20 protein-coding genes, 1 pseudogene and 1 riboswitch are annotated in these 21,967 nt (G+C 45.7%); of the genes and pseudogenes, 12 read left to right on the forward strand and 9 right to left on the reverse strand.

Features of this window, described 5'->3' with window-relative positions; translation table 11 throughout:
- Positions 1–10: 10 nt before the first annotated feature.
- The 4 genes from AC4E8B_RS08415 (at position 11) to AC4E8B_RS08430 (ending at position 3,743) form a co-directional block, all read left to right on the forward strand.
- Positions 11–1,114, forward strand: coding sequence for an SDR family oxidoreductase (locus tag AC4E8B_RS08415; RefSeq protein WP_490218151.1), 1,104 nt, complete (start codon positions 11–13; stop codon positions 1,112–1,114).
- A gap of 90 nt (positions 1,115–1,204) precedes the next feature.
- The gene (locus AC4E8B_RS08420) at positions 1,205–1,684 is read left to right on the forward strand and encodes a hypothetical protein (RefSeq protein WP_490218153.1); all 480 of its coding nucleotides are present in this window, start codon (positions 1,205–1,207) and stop codon (positions 1,682–1,684) included.
- Between the two features lie 212 nt (positions 1,685–1,896).
- A complete protein-coding gene (sigI, locus tag AC4E8B_RS08425) occupies positions 1,897–2,643 on the forward strand; it encodes an RNA polymerase sigma factor SigI (RefSeq protein WP_490218154.1) in 747 nt (248 codons plus the stop codon).
- Positions 2,640–3,743: an anti-sigma factor domain-containing protein gene (locus AC4E8B_RS08430; RefSeq protein WP_490218156.1), complete on the forward strand. Its 1,104-nt coding sequence runs from the start codon at positions 2,640–2,642 to the stop codon at positions 3,741–3,743. Before sigI ends, AC4E8B_RS08430 begins: the two co-directional genes overlap by 4 nt.
- A 35-nt stretch (positions 3,744–3,778) precedes the next feature.
- Here AC4E8B_RS08430 and AC4E8B_RS08435 read toward each other — a convergent pair whose 3' ends face one another.
- The 4 genes from AC4E8B_RS08435 to AC4E8B_RS08450 form a co-directional block, all read right to left on the reverse strand.
- A complete protein-coding gene (locus AC4E8B_RS08435) occupies positions 3,779–3,979 on the reverse strand; it encodes an alpha/beta-type small acid-soluble spore protein (RefSeq protein ID WP_009794241.1) in 201 nt (66 codons plus the stop codon).
- Positions 3,980–4,069: 90 nt separating this feature from the next.
- Entirely contained in the window at positions 4,070–5,422 is a 1,353-nt protein-coding gene (locus AC4E8B_RS08440) for a (Fe-S)-binding protein (RefSeq protein WP_490218158.1), read from the reverse strand.
- A complete protein-coding gene (glcD, locus tag AC4E8B_RS08445) occupies positions 5,419–6,831 on the reverse strand; it encodes a glycolate oxidase subunit GlcD (RefSeq protein ID WP_490218160.1) in 1,413 nt (470 codons plus the stop codon). Before glcD ends, AC4E8B_RS08440 begins: the two co-directional genes overlap by 4 nt.
- Before the next feature lie 98 nt (positions 6,832–6,929).
- Positions 6,930–8,060, reverse strand: a complete 1,131-nt coding sequence (locus AC4E8B_RS08450; protein WP_490218161.1) for a CdaR family transcriptional regulator — start codon at positions 8,058–8,060, stop codon at positions 6,930–6,932.
- Positions 8,061–8,215: 155 nt separating this feature from the next.
- Here AC4E8B_RS08450 and AC4E8B_RS08455 point away from each other — a divergent pair, with 155 nt between their 5' ends.
- Positions 8,216–9,571 carry a TrkH family potassium uptake protein gene (locus tag AC4E8B_RS08455; protein WP_490218163.1) on the forward strand — a complete coding sequence of 452 codons (1,356 nt, stop codon included), beginning with the start codon at positions 8,216–8,218 and terminating at the stop codon, positions 9,569–9,571.
- Positions 9,572–9,684: 113 nt separating this feature from the next.
- On the opposite strand, the gene AC4E8B_RS08460 is transcribed toward AC4E8B_RS08455, so the two are convergent.
- Positions 9,685–10,020, reverse strand: a complete 336-nt coding sequence (locus AC4E8B_RS08460; protein WP_490218165.1) for a DUF3905 domain-containing protein — start codon at positions 10,018–10,020, stop codon at positions 9,685–9,687.
- A 313-nt stretch (positions 10,021–10,333) separates the two neighbouring features.
- On the opposite strand from AC4E8B_RS08460, the gene AC4E8B_RS08465 reads away from it, so the two are divergent.
- Both AC4E8B_RS08465 and AC4E8B_RS08470 read left to right on the forward strand, forming a co-directional pair.
- Complete coding sequence (locus tag AC4E8B_RS08465; protein WP_187445804.1) at positions 10,334–10,495, forward strand: hypothetical protein; 162 nt, start codon at positions 10,334–10,336, stop codon at positions 10,493–10,495.
- Positions 10,495–10,641, forward strand: coding sequence for a hypothetical protein (locus tag AC4E8B_RS08470; RefSeq protein WP_490218167.1), 147 nt, complete (start codon positions 10,495–10,497; stop codon positions 10,639–10,641). Before AC4E8B_RS08465 ends, AC4E8B_RS08470 begins: the two co-directional genes overlap by 1 nt.
- Positions 10,642–10,899: 258 nt before the next feature.
- On the opposite strand, the gene AC4E8B_RS08475 is transcribed toward AC4E8B_RS08470, so the two are convergent.
- Complete coding sequence (locus AC4E8B_RS08475; protein ID WP_490218169.1) at positions 10,900–12,660, reverse strand: B12-binding domain-containing radical SAM protein; 1,761 nt, start codon at positions 12,658–12,660, stop codon at positions 10,900–10,902.
- A gap of 178 nt (positions 12,661–12,838) precedes the next feature.
- Positions 12,839–13,879, reverse strand: coding sequence for an acyltransferase family protein (locus AC4E8B_RS08480; RefSeq protein WP_490218171.1), 1,041 nt, complete (start codon positions 13,877–13,879; stop codon positions 12,839–12,841).
- A 935-nt stretch (positions 13,880–14,814) separates the two neighbouring features.
- On the opposite strand from AC4E8B_RS08480, the pseudogene AC4E8B_RS08485 reads away from it, so the two are divergent.
- The 5 genes and pseudogenes from AC4E8B_RS08485 to AC4E8B_RS08505 all read left to right on the forward strand — a co-directional run.
- Positions 14,815–15,024 (forward strand): annotated as a pseudogene (locus AC4E8B_RS08485) (HAMP domain-containing protein); the annotation flags it as partial.
- Between the two features lie 120 nt (positions 15,025–15,144).
- Positions 15,145–15,963, forward strand: coding sequence for a methyl-accepting chemotaxis protein (locus AC4E8B_RS08490; protein ID WP_490219578.1), 819 nt, complete (start codon positions 15,145–15,147; stop codon positions 15,961–15,963).
- A 266-nt stretch (positions 15,964–16,229) separates the two neighbouring features.
- Complete coding sequence (locus AC4E8B_RS08495) at positions 16,230–18,116, forward strand: PAS domain S-box protein (RefSeq protein ID WP_490218172.1); 1,887 nt, start codon at positions 16,230–16,232, stop codon at positions 18,114–18,116.
- Positions 18,117–18,253: 137 nt separating this feature from the next.
- Positions 18,254–18,838, forward strand: a complete 585-nt coding sequence (locus AC4E8B_RS08500; protein ID WP_490218174.1) for a DUF2087 domain-containing protein — start codon at positions 18,254–18,256, stop codon at positions 18,836–18,838.
- A gap of 6 nt (positions 18,839–18,844) precedes the next feature.
- Complete coding sequence (locus AC4E8B_RS08505; RefSeq protein WP_490218175.1) at positions 18,845–19,585, forward strand: GNAT family N-acetyltransferase; 741 nt, start codon at positions 18,845–18,847, stop codon at positions 19,583–19,585.
- On the opposite strand, the gene mtnK is transcribed toward AC4E8B_RS08505, so the two are convergent.
- Complete coding sequence (mtnK, locus tag AC4E8B_RS08510) at positions 19,563–20,750, reverse strand: S-methyl-5-thioribose kinase (RefSeq protein ID WP_490218177.1); 1,188 nt, start codon at positions 20,748–20,750, stop codon at positions 19,563–19,565. The two genes, AC4E8B_RS08505 and mtnK, sit on opposite strands and share 23 nt — an antisense overlap.
- Before the next feature lie 99 nt (positions 20,751–20,849).
- Positions 20,850–21,006: riboswitch (SAM riboswitch) on the reverse strand.
- Positions 21,007–21,095: 89 nt separating this feature from the next.
- Positions 21,096–21,872, reverse strand: a complete 777-nt coding sequence (locus AC4E8B_RS08515; protein WP_490218179.1) for a carbon-nitrogen family hydrolase — start codon at positions 21,870–21,872, stop codon at positions 21,096–21,098.
- Positions 21,873–21,967 lie beyond the last annotated feature (95 nt).

Genomic DNA, 21,967 nt, shown 5'->3' on the forward strand with positions numbered 1-21,967 from the left:
CGGTCGCAAAGTGGCTAGGCATTATTTTTTTACAGGATTTCCTGGATTTATCTGCTCCCGGCTAATCAGGGAGGTTCTCAATAAAGAGCCGGGGAATGTACATATCAGCGTCTTAAGCCTGCGGGAAATGGAAGCGGCTGCAAATGATGAAATCAGGCAGATTTGTGAGGAGACCGGTGCAGGGAGCGAGCGCTTTTCAATCATAACTGGAGATATTACGAGGGCTGGTCTTGGTATCGGTCAGCAGGACTTAGCATTCCTCAGGGGAAACATCACCCATCTTTTCCATTTAGCCGCCATATATGATTTGGCTGTGCCCAGGGATATTGCGTATAAGGTAAATGTTGAAGGCACGAGGCAGATCACAGAATTTGCAGGAACGATTGAAAATATGGAAAGATATGTCTATTTCAGTACTGCTTATGTGGCTGGAAAAAGGGATGGGCTGCTGAAGGAAGATGAGCTGATAGAGCCGACTGGATTCAAAAACCATTATGAGGAAACTAAATATCTGGCCGAAGTCATTGTTGAAACCGCTAAAAGTGAAATGCCGATTACCATCTTAAGGCCTGGGATTGTAAAGGGGCATTCTGTAACAGGAGAAACAATCAAGTTCGATGGGTCGTATTTCATCCTGAATTTTATGGATCGCCTAAGCAGGCTGCCGTTCCTGCCTATGCTCGGGAAAGGTGAAGCCCGCATCAACCTGGTGCCGGTGGATTATATCATTGAAGCAGCCGTATTCCTTGGGACATCTGCTGCTGGCAAAAAGAAGACCTACCATCTTACAGATCCGAACCCTTATAAAGTTTCCGATCTGTACGAAATGCTGATGGTGGAGCTCTGCGGGAAAAGGCCGGCCGGCAGCTTTCCCCTGAGTGCTGCAAAAGGGGCGCTGCGCATCAAAAAGCTGAGGAATTACCTTGGTGTGGAGCAGGAGGCGCTTGACTATTTTACCTGGCAGGGGCGCTTCGATTGTTCAATAGCACAGACCGATCTGGAGGGATCAGGAATCCGCTGTCCGGATCTCAAGGAAGGCATCCCGCCGATGGTTTCATTTTTCAGGCGGCATAAATCTGATCCGCGATTTCAGGTGCATAAGATTTATTCTTAGCAGGCATTTTGAAGCATGTTCAGGTATTTGTGATAAAAGAGAGATCTTTGGCGCATGATATCACTATAGAAATATAGCTGGTGATAATGGATGAAAAAAGTCGGAAAGCTAGAAGCCGTATTATGGAGCATTGCCTTGCCCGGGTTCAGCCAGCTGCTGACGGGCCAATATGTAAAAGGTGTTCTTTTTGTGGCACTTGAAGTTCTGATCAATGTTTTCAGCAACTTTAATTTGGGTATCATGTACAGTTTCCTTTGGGAAATCGATAAGGCAGCGGCAGTGCTCGATTATCAGTGGCTGATGTTTTATCCTTGTCTGTATATGTTTGCTATGTGGGATGCTTATAAGGAAGCCATGCCCGCTAAGGAAGAATTGTCTTTCCTGCCTTTTGTTTTTGGAGCCTATTTTGTAACTGTAGGTCTCATGTATTCTGTAAGGCTCAAGCTTTTTGGCGTTTTGTTTGGCCCGGTGTTTTTGCCGATGATTTTCCTCATTCCCGGCCTTTTGACGGGCTTTGCAATAAGAGCACTGCTGCTGTTTCTGCGAAAAAAATCTGCAGGACATGCATAATGCGGGCCAAGCGGCCATTAAACAAACCTTTGCTGAAATCAGCAAAGGTTTTCCGCCGTTCATGGGCAATCTTTGAACCACCCCCAAAAGCCCCTCTATCTGAGCGAAGCTTTATGTTAGCAATGAAAATCTTCCTTATTTCAATCTTAAATCCTTCCCTGACTGGCTGTTCTTTCCCATATGGTATAATGTGCTGGTGAAGAGGTGAGGATATGTTCGGTTATTTATTCATCACTAAGAAGAGAAAACAGCCGCTCGAAAAAACCGTAATGAAAATCCAGCATGGTGACAGCCAGCTGCTTAATGAACTGATAGAGTCATACAAACCTTTTATAGCAAAAACCGTATCCTCCGTCTGCAGACGCTATATCCATGAGTCAGATGATGAATACAGCATCGGCCTGATTGCCTTTGATGAAGCGGTCCATAAATACAGTCCTGAGAAGGGCAGTTCCCTCCTGAGTTTTGCTGAAATCATAATCAAGCGAAGGGTCATTGATTATATCAGGCAGCAGGCAAGGCATATGAGCATCAGCTTTGATGGTGCCGGAGGAAGCGCTGATGAACAAACTTCAGCCAGTCTTGTGGAAGACAGGCTTTCGCTTGAAGAGTTTGTGAAGAAAACAGAACAAGAGCTGAGGCGTGAAGAAATCATTCACTTTTCAGCTCTTCTCAAAGATTATGGACTAACTTTTGCCGAAATCGCAGACCAGTCCCCGAAACATGCCGACGCGCGGAAAAATGCTATGGAAATAGCATCGTCACTTGTCAGTGACAAAGAGCTTACTGCCTATTTGCATGAAAAGAAACGCCTTCCCATCAAGCAGCTGGAAGGCAGAGCAGAAGTGAGCAGAAAAACGATTGAAAGGAACAGGAAGTATATCATTGCTGTTTCTCTTATTTTAATGGGAGATTATGTGTTTTTACAGGAGTATATAAAGGGGGTGCTGAAAACGTGAAAAAAGGAGTCATCCTTGAAATTGAGGGACGTTTTATGACGGTGCTTACTCCCGAAGGCGAATTTCTTCGTGCCCTTAATACGGAAGGACATCATCAGATAGGGGAAGAAATCTGCTTCTGCCCTGTTGAAACTGCAGAAAAAGCCGGGAAAGGGCTCTTTTCACGCCTGGGGGCAAGGAAGAAGCTGATCGCCGCTGCCGCCCTGGCCTGCCTTCTCATTTTAACTCTTGTCATTCCTTTTAATAACAACAGCGAAGTTTACGCCTATATGACAATTGATGTGAATCCGGGCATCGAGCTGGGTGTCGATAAGGACCTGTCTGTAGTAGAGCTTCATTCTTATAATCAGGAGGGCAGGGAATTGCTCCTTCTGATGGAAGATTGGAAGGGCAAAAGCGCCGGGTACGTAACACGGAAGATCCTCAGCCTGGCACAGCAGCAGGGATATCTAAGAGAGCACAAAGAAATGATCATCGCTTCTGTACTGAAGGAAGAGGTCAGCAAGAATTCCTCTGAAAGCCGGAAGCTGAACAGTCAGGTTGAAAGCATCAAAGAAGCTGCAGAAGCAGAGAATCTTGAAGTCAAAGTAGTCGAAGCGACTGAAGGTGACCGGGAGAAGGCCAAAGAAAAAGGGCTGACTGCCGGGAAATTTAAAGAAGAGGAAATAGAAAGAAAGCAGCAGCTGGAGGAAAGAGAACGGGAAAAAGAAGAAGCTGCCAGGGAGAAAACGGAAAGTATTAAAAGGAAACAAAACCAGCAAAATAGCGCCAATAAGACGAAAGATACAAAGGGGGCAGGCGGCATTAAGCCTTCGTCTCAGCTTCCAAAAGGTCCTGTTCCAAAGCAGGAAGGAAAGAACAAGGAAGCAGACAGGAAAAATGATGCCCGCAAAGCAAAGCCTGAAAAAAGGCAGGACGAAAACAAGGGGCGGGACAAACAAAAAAAGCAAGAACAAAGAAAACAGGAACATGAAAAGCACGAAAAAAAGGATAATGGCAATGAAAAGAAAGGTTCACCTCCGCCTGGCAATAATGGACGGGGTAATGGCAATAACGGACATGATAAGGGGCAAAAGGGGAATAATGGAAAATCCGGCTGAGGGCAGCCGGATTTTTTGCCATTTATATTTAATTATTATTGTTCGTTCCGGCCAGCAAGCTGGGATTGAGCTTGTTGTACAAGGCGCTTTGTAATTTCTCCGCCAACAGAACCATTTGAGCGGGATACTGTATCTGAACCCAGATTCACGCCAAATTCCTGAGCAATTTCATATTTGACTTGATCAAGATACTGCTCAATGCCGGGAACGAGAAGTTTATTGCTGCTTCTTGCCATATTGAATTTCAGCTCCTTCCATATTGATGCAGAGCTTAAGGCCCTGTATCTGTAGTATGGAATTCTGGCGCTGTTTCATGTTTGGTAAAGTTATCTTGCTGTCTTGGCACCTGCTGCAGCATATTCTGCAGCTTCCAAAAGCAGATCTGCAATATGGACTGCCTTGACATGGTCTGCCGCTCTTTCACGCTCAATCCCAAGCTTCATCTGAAGAAGGCAGCCCGGGTTTGAAGTGACAATGACTGCCGCTTCTGTCGTTCTGGCCTGGTCCATTTTGTGATCAAGAATTTGCATGGACATTTCTGATTCAACAATATTATATATTCCCGCTGAGCCGCAGCATCTGTCCGCGTCTTTCATTTCCCGGTACTCTGCCCCGGCGATGGAGTCCAGGAGCATGCGCGGGGCAGCAGCGGTCTTCATCACATTGCGAAGGTGGCAGGAATCCTGGTACGTAATGATCTGATGGGGGAGGGCCATCTTATGGTTTTTATGGAAATCCAGTTCAAAAAGAATCTGGGAAATATCCTTGATTTTATTTTTAAAGCTCTCAGCGCGGGTTTTCCATTCTGGCTCATCTTTCAGGAGATGATCGTAGTCCACTAGGAAAGCCCCGCAGCCGCCTGCATTCGTTATGATATAATCCGCTTTCGTATCTTCAAAGGCAGCGATGTTCCGTTTTGCCAGTTCCTTGGCTTTTTCTTTTTCCCCGCTGTGTCCATGAAGGGCCCCGCAGCAGGCTTGTGATTTAGGTATCACTATGTCGCAGCCGGCCATCTGAAGCAGCTTCATGGTTGCATCATTTGTCCCCATAAATATGGTGTCCATCAGGCAGCCGGAGAAAAATGCTGCCCTTTTCACTGGATTCCCATGAGCAGGCAGCTCTTTGGGACGCTTCTTCATGTCCCTGTAGGAAGGAACAGCAGGGAGTACTTTTTCCATTGCCGCAAGGCTGTCAGGGAAAAGCTTCATAAAACCTATTTTCCTTACAGCGGTCTGCAGGCCAGTCCGCTGATACAGGGAAAGGAGGCCAGCCGCTGCAGTCATTCTTTCCTGATGCGGGAACAGCCCGTGAAAAACAGTTTTCCTGATCGCCTTGACCGGGAGTGAGTACTTTTTGTTCTGGCTGATAATATCTCTTGCTTCTTCAAGAAGGTGTCCATAATTCACACCTGAAGGACAGACAGGCTCACATGCCCTGCAGCCCAGACATAGGTCCAGGGACCGCTCCACATCGCTGTCCGGCTCGATCAGGCCATCTGCAACAGCTTTCATCAGTGCGATCCTGCCTCTTGGCGAATGCTCCTCTTTAAAGCCTGAGGTAATGTAAGTGGGACAGGAGGGAAGGCAGAATCCGCACCGCATGCAGTTCAGCAGTTCATCTTCATCCATCCTGCTGCTGAATTCATTTTGGATCCTTTCCCTTTCAATTGCTGTACTCATTTAGATACCACCACACGTTTCCTGCTGTCTTTGGCAAAGATTTTTCCCGGATTCATGATATTCTTCGGATCCAGTGCCGCTTTGACAGCCTGCATGGCAGCAATGCCTTCACTTCCCAATTTAAGCTCAAGATACGGTGCTTTCATGACACCCACGCCGTGCTCGCCCGTGATCGTTCCTCCAAGCTCGATCGCTTTTGCAAAAATTTCGGCAAAAGCTTTTTCCACCCGTTCCATCTCTTCTTTATTTCTTGCATCTGTCGGACAGGTCGGATGAAGGTTTCCATCTCCGGCATGGCCGAAAGTACAGATTTTCACCTCGTATTTAAGGGCAATCTCATTGATTGCTCTTACCATATTGGCAATTTCAGAGCGGGGGACGGTGGCATCCTCCAGGATTGTGGTGGGCTTTAGCCTGGCCAGCGCTGAAAGGGCGGCTCTCCGTGCTGCAGTCAAAGCCTCTGCCTCGGCAGCTGTTTTGGCGATCTGGACAGAAACAGCACTCTCTTCCCGGCAAATCTCCTCCATCTTTGCCATATCACGCTCGACGACTTCAGCAGGTCCGTCCTGCTCAATCAGTAAAACGGCTTTAACGTCTGTAGGCAGTCCAATTTGTGCAAACTCTTCTACAACCTCAAGTGTCGGCTGATCGAGGAATTCCAATGTTGCGGGAATGATTTTATTTGCGATGATTTTTGAAACAGTCTTCGCTGCCGCTTCAAGGTCCTGGTATAGGGCAAGCATCGTCTTTTTTGTTTCCGGCATCGGGATCAGCTTCAAGGTCGCCTCGGTTATGATTCCAAGCGTACCCTCAGAGCCTGTGAACAGGCGTGTAAAGTCATAGCCTGCGACATCCTTTGCCAGCTTGCCTCCGGTCCTGATGATATCTCCATTAGCGAGGACCGCTTCAAGCCCCATGACATAATCCCGGGTCACTCCATATTTCAAGCCGCGCAAGCCGCCGGAATTTTCATTTATATTTCCGCCGATGGTAGATATTTTCATGGAGCTCGGATCAGGAGGATAAAAAAGCCCTTTTTCTTCTGCCTCGCGTATCAAGTCAAGCGTCACAAGCCCAGGCTGGACAGTAATAGTAAGATTCTCTTCGTCGAGCTCCAGAATCTGGTTCATATGCTTGAACAAAATAACAAGCCCGCCCTCTGTCGGGCATGTACCGGCGCACAAATTCGTGCCCGAGCCTCTGGGGACAATGGGAATGGAATACTCATTGCATACTTTCACAATGTCAGATATTTCACCTGTATTGCGCGGGCTAATGACCGCATCAGGGAGAGATTGGAAATTCGGGGTGGCATCGTAGGAATAAACAAGGCGCACCGCATTTGAGTCATCGTATTGATCTATGCCTGCAATCGCTGATAATTTCTCTTTAGCAGCTTCAGGTATCATAACAGGAGCCTCCAGTCGCCGACGGCTTCTGCCGGCAGTGCTTTTAGCTTCAGTATAAAAGAGTAGAATTTTGTTTTCTATAGATGAAAATACAAATTTTATTCCTTTGATGGATGGTTATTTGTATATTCATCCAACAGCAGAATCGCCATATAAAGGATGAACAGCTGCTGGGCATTCCCAGTGCTCAGCCCTGTAAGATCCTCAATCTTCCTAAGGCGGTAGTGGAGGGTATTAATATGTATATGCAAGCTTTCAGCTGTTTTTTTCAATGAATGGTTCTGCCTGAACAGCTCTTTGAGCGTTTCAAGAACGTCAGTGTGTTCCAGCAGGGGGCCGATGGTCCTTTTTATATAATCTGATTTGGTTTCAGGCTTGACTTCATCCATCAGCATGTCCAGGGTAAGATCTTTATCAAAATTTAAGTGCCCGGCTTTCCTGGCGGCCTTCAACGCCCTTTCTGCCTGCCTGAAGGAACGGGAAAGGACAGAAGAAGATGCCGGCTGCCCAGCCCCTCCTGAAAGCACTGATCCGGAACTCCTGCCAAGATAGCGGTAATACCGGGATACCCTGTCTTCAAGCCTTTGTATCTGCTCTTCTGAAGGATGTGCAAAAAGAGCAACAATTCTATCATGCCCCCAGCGTATAAAAAGGTCATTTTCGTTTCTTTCCGGCCAGGAGAGGAGCCTTTGCCATATTTCCCTTGAAGAAATCTTTTCCGGCTCAAGGAACTCAGCAATAAACACCAGCCGGTCAAGCCTGGTGTCGACCTTCAGCATTATAGCCCGGTCCATAAAAGAATCGCCGCGCCCCCGCTCCTGCAGCCAATCAAAGACAAAACCTTCGAGGGCCCTTGACTGCCAGTCGATTTGTTCGCTGTAAAAATTTTCTCTGATTAACAGCTCTGTCATTTTCCGGATAATCTCGCCGTAAGGAGCGACCTTTTTCGGGTCGCCTGTGATTCCTATCACGGCAGCAACTTCTTTTTGAAAAAATACTGGAAGATTTATGCCGGCTTTTACGCCTTTCAATTTTTTTTCATCTTCTGTTGTGATGATTCTTTTATCTCTGTTTTTAACAGACTGGAGTGCGCCTTCATGGAAAGACCCGACTCTTTCTGGTGATGTGCTTGAAACAATGATCCCATCTGCATTCACGACAATGATTTCTTCTTTCAAGACCCCCCTGACCTCGCGAAGGATTTTTTCGGCAAGCGCAGGCAGCAGCATGGTTGAGCCCCCTTATTACTGTTGGAATAGATTATGTTCTTATACTTCATTATATAAAAATAAAAAAAAACACGCTAATAGCCTCAAATTCCTTTTAAACACTTCTGTTTTTCTTTATGATAGGGGATAGGCAATTTAGGAGGGAAAGAATCAAAATGTGGGATGAAATTAAATACAGGCTGGATAGATTATCCCCTGCCCAGGTTATCACCGGCTATTACCTGCTTGCTGTCAGCATTTCGGTGCTGCTTCTGCGCATACCTGCCGTACATCAGACTGGGGTTGAGGTATCATGGCTCGACTCAGCTTTTACAGCTGTCAGTGCCGTCAGCGTAACGGGGCTTTCAGTTTTGAATATATCTGAAACATACAGTACTTTTGGGGTATTTATGCTGATGTTCATCCTGCAATTCGGGGGAATCGGCATCATGACACTTGGTACTTTTTTCTGGATCATACTTGGAAAGAAAATCGGCCTGAGAGGAAGAAGGCTCATCATGGTCGATCATAATCAATCGAATCTGTCGGGGCTGGTCAATCTGATCAGGGAGATCCTTAAGCTGATTCTGATCATTGAAGCTGCTGGCGCGCTTGTACTTGGCCTGCACTTCCTGAAATATTATGATACATTCCGGGAAGCCATGCTGCACGGCCTTTTTGCATCGGTCAGTGCAACGACAAACGGAGGGTTCGATATAACAGGGGCTTCTTTAATTCCTTATGCGGACGATTATTTTGTACAGCTTATACATATTATCCTGATTACACTAGGAGCGATCGGCTTCCCTGTTTTAATAGAAGTAAAGCATTATCTTTTTGACCGGAGCGATTATAAGAACTTCCGCTTCTCCTTATTCACAAAGCTGACGAGCGCGACTTTTGCCGTATTGCTGGTGGTGGGAACAGTTCTTATCCTCCTTTTGGAAGGCAGGCAATATTTTAGCGGCATGAGCTGGCATAAGACGTTTTTTTATGCATTTTTCCAATCTGCCACAACAAGGAGCGGCGGACTGTCGACTCTGAATGTGAGTGATTTTGCTGAGTCCACCCAGCTGCTGCTGAGCGGGCTGATGTTCATCGGTGCTTCCCCAAGCTCGGTGGGGGGAGGGATCAGGACTACGACTTTCGCCCTTAATGTCCTCTTCCTTTACCAGTTTGCCCATGGGAACAGGGACATTAAAGTGTTTAAAAGGGAAGTCCATCAGGATGATGTATTAAAATCCCTGGTCATCACGATCCTGGCTGTCGGCATGTGTTTTTTTGCAGTCATCGTGCTCAGTCTGACCGAGAGCCACAGTGTAACGGCAATCATTTTTGAGGTATGTTCCGCCTTTGGAACGACAGGGCTGTCAATGGGGATAACCTCAGATCTTTCTGCAATCGGAAAATGCATAATCATCATTCTGATGTTCATCGGAAGAATTGGCCTCACTTCCTTCTTATTCATTATTGGGGGGAAAGAAAAGAAGTCAATCTATCATTATCCAAAGGAAAGGGTCATCATCGGGTAAGAGCATATAACCATGTGTTATATGCTTTTTTTTCTGGGCAGAAACTCAAGCCACTCAGAACGTGGCGTCTTTAGCCTGCGTTCCTAAGTGGCCAAGCCGCTTCCGCACTTCATTCAGTCCGTTCCCCTGCTCGCATCTTTCTGCGGATGCATGAAGGGGGAGGCCTGGGGTTTTTGTTCTTTTTCCAGCAGTTCTCTGTTTTCATCTGTGTTCCAGCCGATGTCATTTGTCGGGTGGACCCATTGCTCCCCGGACATGACAGCCGGGTCGGTTTCTTCGGTCCACTGCTCCAGGGGGGAATTTTCGGAAGCATAGAAGCTGTCTCCGATTGTAACACCGAAAGAGTTTTTGAATGGCTCCTCCATCTTCCTGTTTGTCCCTTTAAAGCTCGGTGAGGATATTTGATGGGGAAGTGTCCCGTCAATGCCAAGATGGTTATCTTTCTTCATCTGTTATGGCACATCCTTTCTTTATAAATAGGCGGAAAGCCTTGCCCAGCATCAAGGAACGCAGGCTAAGCACGCTACGTCCTGTGGGCCCAGCATAAGCCAATCAAGAATAAAAGGCGTTATTTGCTTTTAAATCTTGGGTGGCTTATGAGTCGAGGGGCTAGAGTTTAGAGCTGGACAAGTATTATTTTTACAAACACTCTCCCTTTTTATAAAGAAGCAGGACCTGCAAATAAAGGAAGGAGCAAGAGAGAATTCTTTCAGGCTGGAACGAAGAAAATAAAAGAGCAAGAATGACTTAGGAGGAATTAAAATGGCAAAGCGAAAAGCTGAACACGATGCTGTAGAAAAATATTCAAAAACACCGAAGAAGAATGTCGCAGAATCTGAATTCTCTGCAGAGTTCACGCATGGAGAAGAAGCTGCCAAAGGAGCTAACCGGAACTCTAAGCAAGGGAGAAAGGGGAGGGGCTGATGAAAAGGAAACCTGAAGGTAACTTGAAGCAGGAGACCTCTAATGTTGAGTTCGGGCTGGAATTCGGGGATATGAATGCAAGCAAATTCTACGAACATCCAGAAGCTTTCAGGGGAAAGAACCAAAAGGAAAGAAACAGTAAATAAGATAGGACCCTCCATACACAATGCCATTTTGGGTTGGTTATGGGGGTTTGGTAGAAAAAAGCAGGAAATGATTAAATTGATTCGGGAAATAATAAAAAAACACTAACATTAAGCTGATAATAGCTTGGAATCGTAAATAATCTCTTATCGCTGATTAACCCCCTAAAATCAGCTGGTTCGTAAGGAGAGCATAATGCCAGAACCAATCTTGTGAACAAAAAAAGGCCTGAAACTGAACCGTTTCAGGCCTTTTGAAGGTTAAGCTGGCTTAAGATTATGTTTGGTACAAGAAAAAATTTGAGTCTGCTCCTTTGACGCATCGAAAAATGCGATGATGCTGGATGCTTCCGGCAAAATTTCTCCCGTTTCCAGATACGCGCTGATATCAAAATCGACTTGGTCGAGAAGTGTATGTTTGTGAAGGTCCTTCTCGCTCAGGCGCAGATTTTCAAATTGGCTCCCAAGGGAAGAAGGGTTCCTGGCGATTTCCTGATAAATCGCGGATCGTTCGCTTTTTTCATATGATGCTTCCCACCATGGCTTTCTTGGCTTATACTTCTGGTTTGCAAGGTAGTCCAATTTCATAAGTCCCTCAATGACCCTCATATCTGCCAGCCCTTTGTGCTCAATAAATTGATGCAGCCTGCGGAATAGATCCTCAAGCTGATGGCCGATCCTTGACCAGCCCATCTCTTCCCAATAGCCTCCAAACTCCTGGAAAAAGTCAAAAGGAGTCGGGAATGATCGGGTAGTCAAGTATTCAATCGTATGATCCATGCGATGGTCATTCCAGTATTTTTCTAAAACATCTTCAACCTGTTTGATCCTGATGATGTCTTCAAAGGGCAGGACATTATTGCCCAGGATTTCATATGGCGAATGGTCCATATAAGTATATCCGTGCTTTTCTGCACTCAGCCTCAGGCCGGTGCCGCGCAGCATTTTAAGGAAGCCGAGCTGAAGCTCCTCGGGCCTCATAGCGAATACATCATTGAATGTCTTCTTAAACGAATCATAATTCTCCTCAGGCAGACCGGCAATCAAATCGAGATGCTGATCGATCTTTCCGCCATCCTTGACCATCGTGACTGTCCTTGTCAGCTTGGCGAAATTCTGTTTTCTCATGACCAGCTCATTGGTTGCATCATTGGTAGACTGGACGCCGATCTCAAAGCGGAATAATCCCGGCGGAGCTTCCTTATTAAGAAAATCAATGACTTCTGGCCGCATGATATCTGCCGTGATTTCAAACTGGAATACGGTTCCCGGCCGATGTTCATCAATCAGAAAACGGAACATCTCAAGCGCATAGCTCCTGCTGATATTGAAAGTCCGGTCCACGAACTTAATCGTTTTGGCTCCATTATCCATCAAATAGCGGATATCTTCTTTTATTTTCTCCCTGTCGAAATAACGGACTCCGACTTCAATGGATGAAAGGCAGAATTGGCAGGAAAAAGGGCAGCCTCTGCTCGTTTCAATATAAGTGACGCGTTTTGATAGATGGGCTTTGTCTTCATCAAAACGAAAAGGTGAAGGAAGGTCCTTCAAGTTCAGCTTGTTGCGCTGCGGGTTGAATTTCACTTTGCCGTTTTCCCTGTAGGCAATCCCATGGACATTTTCCATTTTCCTTCCGCCATCCAGCTCTGAAAGAAGCTGCTTGAAGGTTTCTTCTCCTTCACCGATGACGATATAGTCGAATGCTCCGACTTTCTCCATCCATTCGGGCACATCATAGGAAACTTCCGGTCCGCCGGCAACTATCTGGATGGCAGGATCGATTTTCTTAATAATATTGATGACTTTGATTGTTTCTTCAATATTCCATATATAACAGCTGAATCCGATAACATCCGGTTTTTTTCTGATCAGATCGGTCACGATATTCATGACAGGGTCCTTAATGGTGTATTCTGCCAGCTGAATGTCATACTCAGGCTGGGCGTAAGATTTCAGATACCTGATGGCAATATTGGTATGGATATATTTAGCGTTCAGTGTGGTGCAAACGATATTCATAATGGTTGAACTCCTTTAAAGAGTAGTGCAATTCAGAACAACTTATTATTATACGTTATTGTAGACAAAAAAAGTAGCTGTAAATCATCTATTTCCGTTTAGTTGCGTTTGTACTGTCAGGCATGACCCAATCTGCCCGCGCACAAAAACAATAGCCCGCCGGCCGGCGGGCTTTCAATCAGCTTAAAAGTTTTCTTCTATAAAATTCCAGCCATGTTTTTCCGCGCAGCTGAAGATGTTTCAATCTGGAAGTGTTGAGCTCTATGAGCGGCTGGGCAAAGGAAGTTGCAATCCTGCTTGACAGGAGAAGCGTAAGGATCAGTGAAATCCCGGCAAGCAGCAGGAAATTCCTTGGTTCGTGGAAGTAATCCTGGAGCTCGCTCTCCCTGAACAGGCGCACAAAGAATCCGTGCAGAAGATAGACATAAAGGGTATTCTTTCCAAGGTTCGTAAAGAAATATTTCTTTTTTGGTACGAAAGCCAGGAAGGAAAATACCATGATGAGGCTGAGTATATAAAAGGACAGCCTGGTCAGCAATGCCTTGAAAGAAGCTGCGCCCATTTCAGCATAAGGCTTAGAGCCCAGCAGCCATTTATAATTGATATCCGGGTAAAAATAGAAACCGATGAACACGATTGCAAAGATGCCCAGCGCCGCAAGCCTGAATCTTGGCCTGAAGAGCATATACAGCTGTTCTTTCCGCAAAAAGTATCCGATCAGGAAAAGCGGGAAGAACACAAACGTCCGGGAAAGGCTTAAGTAATTGGATACTGTGTCAGCATAGCCGATCAGCAGACCTATCAATATGGCAGCGCTGATGGAATAAGCTGGCTTGAATTTTGCGAACAGAAGCAGCATGATATTCCAGCAGAAAAGGCTCAGCAGAAACCATAGTGACCAGTGCGGCGTAAAAGGATCAAGAGAAATCGTTGATTTGTTATAAAGATAATAATAGAACACAGAATAGATTGCCTGAAAAATTAAATAAGGCAGTATCAGCTTTTTGGCAATTTTTTTTACATAACCCTGTTTCCATATCCCTCTTGCAAAAAAGCCTGAAACCAGAATGAAAGCCGGCATATGGAAGGTATAAATAACCTTGTACAGCGTGTAGATTGTTTCATTATCTTCAATAAAGGAACGGAGCAGATGCCCAAAGACAACAAAAAAGATCAAAATGAATTTGGCGTTGTCAAAGTAATAGTCTCGCTGTTTCATAAATCCTCCTTGATTAAAGACCCCCATAAAACTTTTATCTATAATACCCAGCCTAACATGCTGCTAAACAGTTGTGCCGTGTTAATTTGAGGGTGATGTTCCAGTAAATTCTAATAAAATAGCTGCCGTTTTTTTCTGAAACTTTGGAAAGTATTTCTTCAAAATCAAAAATCTATATATTATAATGAATGTTAATAGTTAAAAAGTTACATATTATATTTCTGCTTATTAGGACAAAAGTTTGGTTCAGCGGAGAATAAATAGGGGGAATAGAAGTGAAAGGGGAAAAAAAGGCAAGGGTTAAAAAGGTTAAAGCCAAAAAGCCGAAGATAATAAATGAAAAAGGCCGGAAAGGGTCAGCCTTGGCTGCAAAGCTGATGAATACAAAGTTCTGGAGAAAGCTCAAGCTGGGGCAGAAATATGGTGCGGCACTATTCATTACCATTGGACTTTTTGCTGTGTCGACCATCATTACGTTTGTATTGCTGACGATGGTCAATGTAAAGATGGACACCGTTGCAGAAACAGGGGATAAGACGATCCAGACAACAGAGATTGCAGCCCTGTTCAATAATAAAGGAAGCACGGTCGGAAATTTTATCATAGATTCCAATCCTAGGCATTTGAATACTTTCAAAGATCTTGAAGAAGAGATGGGCAAGCTCAAAAAACAGGTCCAGCCTTCTCTTAGGAATGAAGAAACAAAAAGCCTTTATAAGCGGATTGATCAAAATGACAAACAGATAACCAAGATATTCAATGATGTAATTATCCCTGAGGTAAAGCTTCAGAATGTCAGAGGCTACCGTCTGGGCAAATTGCAGGTGGATAATATTATCACAGAAACAGCAGGCCAATTGGACGAGCTGCGCACTATACTAAAGGAAGAACAAAAAAGCGCTGTTGCGTCAGCCAAAGCAGGGACCATCCTGACGATGATCGTATTGGCTGTTTCTGTCGTTGTTTCTTCTGTTCTGGGAGTGGTGAGCATCCTGCTGATCGGGCGTTTGATCTCCGGCAAGCTGAGCCAAATTGTCACCTTATCGAATGAGGTGGCGGCCGGCAACCTTAATGTAGAATCGGTGGAAATTGAAGGGGAGGACGAACTGGCCGAGCTCAGCCGTGCCTCCAACTCTATGAAAGAAAAGCTTCAGGCTATGATCCAGGAGATTTCGGCCGTGTCCGCCTATGTGACAGACAGGAGCGGGGAATTAAATATCTCGGCAAATGAAGTCAGGTCGGCAAGCCAGCAGGCAGCGTCCACCATGCAGGAGCTTTCCGGGGGTGCAGAGGAGCAGGCCAATTCTGCAACCAGCCTTGCTGAGATGATGGAAGAATACCTGGAGAAAGTCGAGTATGCCAACAAGAGCGGTGCAGCCATCAGGAAAGACTCAGGAGAAGTACTGCACATGACGAAGAATGGCGATGGGCTTATGAAGCAATCGCAGCAGCAGATGCTGCGCATAAACGAAATTATGAAATCCTCGGTACAAAAGGTGCAGGGGCTGGATGAGCAGACTAAGCAAATATCGAAGCTTGTGCAGGTAATCCATGATATTGCCAATCAAACCAACCTTCTTGCCCTTAATGCTGCCATTGAGGCTGCAAGGGCTGGTGAGCATGGCAGAGGGTTTGCAGTGGTGGCGGATGAGGTCAGGAAGCTGGCTGAACAGGTATCTTTCTCTGTGTCAGACATCACCAGGATTGTGCAGGGAATCCAGGCGGAATCCAATGATGTTGTCCTTTCCCTCAAGCATGGATATGAGCAGGTTGAAGAGGGGACCGGCCAGATCGAGCATACAGGCCGGACATTCCAGAACATCTATCAATCTGTCAACAGGATGTCTGAAAACATCAATGAAATTTCCAGGAGCCTTGAACAAATTTCTAGCAGTTCTGCTTCTATGAATGACTCAATCGAAAATATTGCATCCGTTTCCGAGGAATCTGCCGCTGGGATTGAACAGACGAGCGCTTCCATCAGCCAGACGAACCACTCTATGGAAGAAATTTCAGATAATGCGCAGTCATTGTCAGAGCTGGCAGATCAGCTGAACGAGATGATTTCTAAATTCAGGCTATAGATGCATATAACAGGCTGCCGGCGAAATTCCTTTGCCGCAGCCTGTTTTTGATGGAATCTGAGACTCATCATTGCATCGGAAAAAGGAAGACAGGGGGAAAATTTGCGGGTAATTGTCTAAAAATTGTTTTTTTTTAACCCGAACAGTAATAAAATGTAAGTATCATATTATGCAAGCCATATAAGCCGAGAGATTTTTCCTGAGCAGATGGAAAGGTATCTGATAGATGTTTGCAGGCAAGTCTATGTCTTCAAGGAGGAAAAAAGGTGGGGGCTTTATCAAATATAGTAAGAAAACAGATGGAGGAAAGGATAGCAGAGCTGGAACTGGAGAATGAAAGGCTGAGACAGGGAGCCGGTTCCGGGGAAAACTATGCTGCCGGGGAACATGTTTTTGATTCTGCACCAGATGGCATGATGATTTATACTGAACAGCGGGAGATTTTAGCCGTTAACTCTTCAATGTCCCGGTTTTTAGGGACTGAGAAGATACAGCTTGAGGGCACCAGGCTGGATGACCTGGTCCCCGGGGATTACCATTTTAAGCTGGAAAAACAGAAAAAGCTGCTGCACTCCCAGGAAAAAGTTAAAGGCGTTCTGCCGATGGCATATAAAGGCAGCCTGGCCTACTTTGAATTTACGACGAGCCGCCTTCCCGGAAGCAGTCTGCTGTTGTCCATTTTTCGGGATGTGACGGAGAAAAGGCAACTTGAACAGAAAATCCGCAAACATGAGGATTTATATAAAGATCTTTTTGTAGAAGCGCTCGATGGAATTGTCTACTGGAGGGACAAAGGGACGATCATCAATGCAAACCAGGCAGCATGCAGAATATTTGAAAGCACCCATGATGAGCTTCTTGCCCGGAAGGTGGATGATTTTGTTCTTTACAAGGACAGAAGCTATTTCCGCATCCTCGAGGAGCTGTACAAAGAGGGGCAAGTGAGGAATGAGCTGTTTTTTCTGATGCCAAATGGACAGAAGAAGCTTCTTGAGTTCACTGTAAAGCTGAACGCGGTCGAAGGCTATCATATGACAATCTTCAGGAATGTCAGTGAACGGTATAAGATGGAAGAAGAACTGCGGGAGAGCGAGAGGAAATTCCGCAGTATTTTTGAAGGCGCCCTTGAGGGGCTGATTCTGTGGGATGAAAACTTTACCATTGTCGATATCAATGCATCAGGCGAAAAAATGCTGCAGATGCCGCAGCATGAAATTGTGGGACAGTCCCTTCTTGCTGTATTGAATGACTGTAAGATAACAGAAGAGGAGCTGCGCCGGCATCTTGGAGAGCTGACAGACAATGGTCAATCCAACGGGACGATTTCCTATATTTTGAAGTCGGGCAGGAAAATGCATTTTGAGTTCTCTTTAAAGCAGAATGTCTTTTCCGGGCTCAGCCTGACGACATTCAAGGATATTACAGAAAAGCTGGAGATGGAGGAGCAGCTGAAGAAATCGGATACATTGAATGTGATTGGGGAATTGGCAGCGGGAATCGCCCATGAAATCAGGAATCCGATGACGGCTTTGAAAGGATTCATCCAGCTTTTGGAAGACAGTGCCGGAAGCGGTAACTCCATGTATTTTAATATCATTACCTCTGAACTTCAGCGGATCGATTCAATCATAAATGAGTTCCTGATCCTGGCGAAGCCTCAGGCCATACAGTTCGTCGAGAAAGATATCATCCAGCTGATGAAAGAAACAGTCGAGTTCTTGACAGCTCAGGCGGTTCTCCATAATGTACAGTTCAGGACAGATTACACAAAAGGCCTCCCCTTGATTTTCTGCGAGCCGAACCAGCTGAAGAAAGTCTTTATTAACATCATTAAAAATGCAATTGAAGTAATGCCGAAGGGCGGAATCATTACCATTTCCATTGAGAAAACCCAAGTCGGCAGCGTCCGGATTTCCATTAGGGATGAGGGGACGGGAATCCCTCCAGAGAAACTGCGCAAGCTTGGAGAACCATTTTATACAACGAAAGAACGGGGCACCGGGCTTGGCCTGATGGTCACATACAAAATTATAGAAGAACATGAAGGCACGATCGAAGTGGAAAGCAAGATGGGGGAAGGAACCGTTTTCCATATCGAACTTCCCATGAAGCGGGCGGGGTACCAGGATTTAGCCGGCCTTTTTACTAAATAGCCATAAAAAAATAGCAGTCGTCCAAATTTGTATCATTCAGTGGAATGATGCATTTTTTTTACAAAAAGTGAATTGACTTCTGAGAGCTGATTTGATATAAATCTAATTAGATATATATCGAATTTGGAGGGTTTTTTATGCAGTTAGACAGATTAGTGGCATTTCATAAAACGATGGGCGACCCTGCCAGAATACGGATTATTGCACTATTATCGAATGGGCCTCTCCATGGCCAGGCAATTGCAGGCAAGCTGGGACTGACTCCTCCGACAATCACCCATCATTTAAACAAGCTGAAAGCTATTAATGGCATCTATCAGCGCCGTGATAAAAATACCATATATTATTATGTGAATGAGTCGGTTATCAAGCAGCAGGCAGAAGTGCTCATTGATATGTTTGATAAAAAAGAAGGGGAGATGGAAGAGATGCTGGAAATGCACAATGAGAAACAAAAGGTTATCGAAAACTTTATCACAAAAGAAGGTAAGCTGAAAAATATTCCGGCACAGCGCAAGAAAAAGCTGTTCATCTTTGAACATATCGCCTCAGGACTTAAGATGGGTGAGAAATATCCAGAAAATGAGCTTAATGAGTATATAAAGAAATTCCATGAGGACTATGCAACGATCAGGAGGGAATTCATCATCAACCATTTCATGTACAGGGAAAACGGCATTTATGAGCTGAATCCCCGTGAAATGTGGGCAAAGCCGGAGTAGTTTGATATGGATAAAGAATACGCAAATATACCAGGTACAGGTTTTATTCCTGTCTTTGCCTTAGCAGTTCTAGATGGCTTCATACCGGGTGAGGTGAAGAAAAGGGAAGGGTGCCTCCTTATATCCCACGGCAGCGGCATCCATTTTGCTGCAGGCAGTACGGACTCCGGTTCATGTGAACTGCTGGCTGGGAAATTGGCGGAGGCTGAGAAAAGCGGCGGGCGTTTTACGCTCTTTTCCGGTTCAAAGGGCTGGGACCAATTCCTCTCAGAGCGGTTTGGGGATAAGCTGGACATGCACCGGCGCTATTCTTTCCAGAAGTTTTCGCCGGCACCTGTCCCTCCTTCAAGCAAAGTCTGCATTCTTGAGCTCAGCAGGCAATCAGCAGGCAAATACTCCGAGTTTCCGATTGAATATTTCAGCACATATTGGGGCTCGGTTGAGCAGTTTCTGAAATTTGGTTTTGGGGTCAGGGTGATGATGGGGGAGCGGGCAGCAGGGGAATGCATTTCTATATTCAGGAGCAGGGAATATGCAGAAATGGATATCCATATAGCTGAAAGCAGCAGGGGCCATGGGCTGGGTGCCATACTTGGCTCCAGATTCATCGGAGCTTCCCTGGAGAAAAATCTGCAGCCGCGCTGGGATTGCAGCGCGGCCAATCTGGCAAGTATAAGGCTGGCGGAAAAACTGAGATTTTCCGAACCGGCCGGATACCATATTTTTACCCTGCGTAAACGAGGCTGACATTCCTGCATAATTCCTTTGCATCTGCAATTTCACTGCGCTGAAGGATCAGGTTTCTCCCTGCAGCCAGTGCCGCTCTTTTGGCAGACAGGCGCCTTTCTTTGTCCTTTATTCCGTCAAGGTCGGCAACATGTGCGAGCCCGATTGTCCTTCTTATCAGCTCGCAGCCTGCAAAGCCGACGGCATCTGCCCAATATTTCCGGAGGACAGCGGAAAGAAAACCATCTGTTCCTGCAAAAGGATCTTTATTATCATTCTGCCATAAACGGGTGAACTCCTGGGAAAAAGCTTCCCAGAATGATTTTATATGTTGGTCTATTAGTCTTGTTTTCTCAGGATTGGCGATTGACTGGAATAAAAGATTTGCAATCACCTGGCCAATATCAAAACCTGCAGGACCATAGAAAGCAAATTCCGGGTCAATGACTTTGGTCTCAGCATTGGATGCAAAGATGCTGCCTGTATGCAAGTCCCCGTGAAGGAGCGCCTCCGCTTCATTTAAGAAAATCTTCCTAAGGCGCGCCGCCTCAAGTTTCAATGCTGAATCAGCCCATAAGGCTTCTGCATCGCCTTTCAGCTCTTCTTCAAAATCATTGGTCGGGCTATTGAAAAAAGGATCTGCAAATATCAGGTCTTCCGTAATTTTGCACAGCTCCGGGTTGTAAAAATCTTTGGCAAGCTTTTTCTTATCAGCCTGCAGAAGGCCGTAGTCAGAGGTATAGAACAAAGTTCTTGCCAGGTAGTTTCCAAGATGGCCGGAAAGCAGCGGATATTCTTTTCCAGAGATCAGCCCTGTACGGCTGATCTCCAGGTGTGAAAGATCTTCCATCACAGTCACCGCGAGCTCTTCATCATTGTAGAAGACCTCCGGCACAAAATCCGGAGCAAGCTTTTTAAAAAGTTTAAGAGCTTCTGCTTCAATCGCAGCCCTTTTCAAAGTCAGCGGCCAGCTTTCGCCTACTACCTTGGCAAAAGGGAGAGCCTGCTTGATAATGAGGCTTTTTCCTGTCCCGTTTTCCTTGATCCTAAAGACAAGGTTAAGATTGCCGTCGCCTATTTCTTCCGTAGCTAAAGATGCATTGCCGGGAAACTGGCCAAGGCTTACAGCGAGTTCTGCGGCTGTCTTTTCTGTCAGCGGAGCATATTTATTTTTTACGAGTGTCATGATTTTTCCCTCCTGAATTTGGAGGCTTTGTTTATCCATCAGGACATAAAAAAGCCTCTTTCTCATGCTGAAAGAGGCTTGAAGTATTGAGCTTCGCACCTCTTATCTGCCAGAAAGCCAAGCTTTCTGCTGGAATTAGCACCGTGCCTTATGGAGAAATTCTCCGGCGCAAGTATTGCGCCCCATCTCACGATGGAATTACGGTCGGTTGCTGGGCATCATCGGGCCAAGTCCCTCTGCCTGCTCTTGATAAGAGAATATTAGTTTGTCAGACCGGCTGTCTCAGCCGTTTGAAAAAATAGTAACAGCGGCTCATGTTTTCTGTCAATAAAAATTTAAAAAATTCTAATAGAATTCAGGCCTGCGGTCCGTAAAAACCGGGATGCGCGCCCTCACTTCCTCTACAAGCCTGAGGTCGAGCTCTGCTGAGAGGATTTCTTCGTTCTCTGAAGCCTCTGCAATGACTTCGCCCCATGGATCGATGATGATGGAGTGTCCTGCAAATTGATTGGCAGGATCAGATCCAGCCCTGTTGCAGGCAACCACAAAGCATTGATTTTCAATGGCTCTCGCAATCAGCAGCGCGCGCCAATGGGCGAGGCGGGGCAGAGGCCATTCAGCCACAACGAAAATGGCTTCTGCTCCTTCAAGTGCATGCTTGCGGATCCATTCAGGAAAACGGATATCATAGCAGATAAAGCCGGCCATCGGATGGCCATTCAGCTTGAAAGACGCATCCCCGCTCCCGGGTGACAGGTGGAGATGTTCATCCATCAGTTTAAAAAGGTGGAGCTTGCTGTATTGGTGCAGGAGTTCACCTGTGCTGCTGACTGCAAGCAGGGTATTGAAAACGCCATCAGCTGTTTTATTTGCGACGCTTCCTCCAATGAGGGCAGAATGATGCTTTTGGGCCATAGTCTGCAAAAACCGGATGCTTGATTCTGCGTTCACGTCCCCGATTTCTTCCATGCGGGTTAAATCATAGCCAGTTGTCCACAGCTCGGGCAGCACGATGATATCGGGATTATCCTTGCTTGCACGCTCGATCAGCGTTGCAGCTTTTTCGAAATTTTTCTCAGGGCTGCCAAAGGAGATGTCCATTTGGATGCAGGTTATTTTCATTGGGTAAACCTCCGTATGCAAAGGATTATATATTTAAATTGCAGAATATTTCTTTACTTCCTGCCTTTTACGTTATATCATTTGTCATTAGTTTT

This window comes from Bacillus sp. SRL543 (assembly GCF_984799205.1).

Excerpts from the sequence above, each read along its gene's own strand:
- AC4E8B_RS08420 (WP_490218153.1), top strand. The coding sequence starts at position 1,205 with ATGAAAAAAGTCGGAAAGCTAGAAGCCGTATTATGGAGCATTGCCTTG.
- sigI (WP_490218154.1), top strand. The coding sequence starts at position 1,897 with ATGTTCGGTTATTTATTCATCACTAAGAAGAGAAAACAGCCGCTCGAA.
- AC4E8B_RS08435 (WP_009794241.1), bottom strand. The coding sequence starts at position 3,979 with ATGGCAAGAAGCAGCAATAAACTTCTCGTTCCCGGCATTGAGCAGTAT.
- AC4E8B_RS08440 (WP_490218158.1), bottom strand. The coding sequence starts at position 5,422 with ATGAGTACAGCAATTGAAAGGGAAAGGATCCAAAATGAATTCAGCAGC.
- glcD (WP_490218160.1), bottom strand. The coding sequence starts at position 6,831 with ATGATACCTGAAGCTGCTAAAGAGAAATTATCAGCGATTGCAGGCATA.
- AC4E8B_RS08450 (WP_490218161.1), bottom strand. The coding sequence starts at position 8,060 with ATGCTGCTGCCTGCGCTTGCCGAAAAAATCCTTCGCGAGGTCAGGGGG.
- AC4E8B_RS08455 (WP_490218163.1), top strand. The coding sequence starts at position 8,216 with ATGTGGGATGAAATTAAATACAGGCTGGATAGATTATCCCCTGCCCAG.
- AC4E8B_RS08460 (WP_490218165.1), bottom strand. The coding sequence starts at position 10,020 with ATGAAGAAAGATAACCATCTTGGCATTGACGGGACACTTCCCCATCAA.
- AC4E8B_RS08465 (WP_187445804.1), top strand. The coding sequence starts at position 10,334 with ATGGCAAAGCGAAAAGCTGAACACGATGCTGTAGAAAAATATTCAAAA.
- AC4E8B_RS08470 (WP_490218167.1), top strand. The coding sequence starts at position 10,495 with ATGAAAAGGAAACCTGAAGGTAACTTGAAGCAGGAGACCTCTAATGTT.
- AC4E8B_RS08475 (WP_490218169.1), bottom strand. The coding sequence starts at position 12,660 with ATGAATATCGTTTGCACCACACTGAACGCTAAATATATCCATACCAAT.
- AC4E8B_RS08480 (WP_490218171.1), bottom strand. The coding sequence starts at position 13,879 with ATGAAACAGCGAGACTATTACTTTGACAACGCCAAATTCATTTTGATC.
- AC4E8B_RS08490 (WP_490219578.1), top strand. The coding sequence starts at position 15,145 with ATGCAGGAGCTTTCCGGGGGTGCAGAGGAGCAGGCCAATTCTGCAACC.
- AC4E8B_RS08500 (WP_490218174.1), top strand. The coding sequence starts at position 18,254 with ATGCAGTTAGACAGATTAGTGGCATTTCATAAAACGATGGGCGACCCT.
- AC4E8B_RS08505 (WP_490218175.1), top strand. The coding sequence starts at position 18,845 with ATGGATAAAGAATACGCAAATATACCAGGTACAGGTTTTATTCCTGTC.
- mtnK (WP_490218177.1), bottom strand. The coding sequence starts at position 20,750 with ATGACACTCGTAAAAAATAAATATGCTCCGCTGACAGAAAAGACAGCC.
- AC4E8B_RS08515 (WP_490218179.1), bottom strand. The coding sequence starts at position 21,872 with ATGAAAATAACCTGCATCCAAATGGACATCTCCTTTGGCAGCCCTGAG.